This is a genomic window from Streptomyces sp. SID11385 (assembly GCF_010548245.1).
In the GTDB taxonomy this organism is placed as follows: Bacteria; Actinomycetota; Actinomycetes; order Streptomycetales; family Streptomycetaceae; genus Streptomyces.
This window is the reverse complement of record NZ_JAAGLR010000646.1, coordinates 1-365: the sequence shown is the minus strand read 5'-3', so window position 1 is coordinate 365 and position 365 is coordinate 1. Positions and strand designations below refer to the sequence as shown.

Annotated in this window: 1 pseudogene; it reads right to left on the bottom strand. The window is 79.7% G+C overall.

What is annotated here, in order from left to right:
• A pseudogene (locus G3I42_RS19550) lies at positions 1-365 on the bottom strand (hypothetical protein); the annotation flags it as partial.

The following is a 365-nucleotide window of genomic DNA, read 5'->3' as shown; positions in this document are numbered from 1 at the left end:
CCGCGTCCTCCCACACGCCGTGGCCCGCGAGCGGGTCCGTGCCCGTGCGCAGGAGCGCGAGGGCGCGCGTGCCCGCGTCGCTCGCGAGGCGGTCCAGGGTGAGCGGGTCGGGCACCGAGGTCCCCGCCGGGTACGCCGGGGGCGGCTCCGTCGCCGCGGGGACGGGCAGGTCCGGTGGGAGCGGTCCGGGATCGCGCCCGTACAACTCTGCCGCCTTCACGCCGGGAAGCGCTGTGGCGCCCGCGTCGCCCCGGGCCGCGAGGCGCGCGTGACGGCGGCTCAGCTCGGCGGTGAAGGTCACCGGATCGCGCCCGCGCAGCAGGAACAGGGCCTGCGGCTCGTCGGCGAGCAGCCCGGCGAGGCGG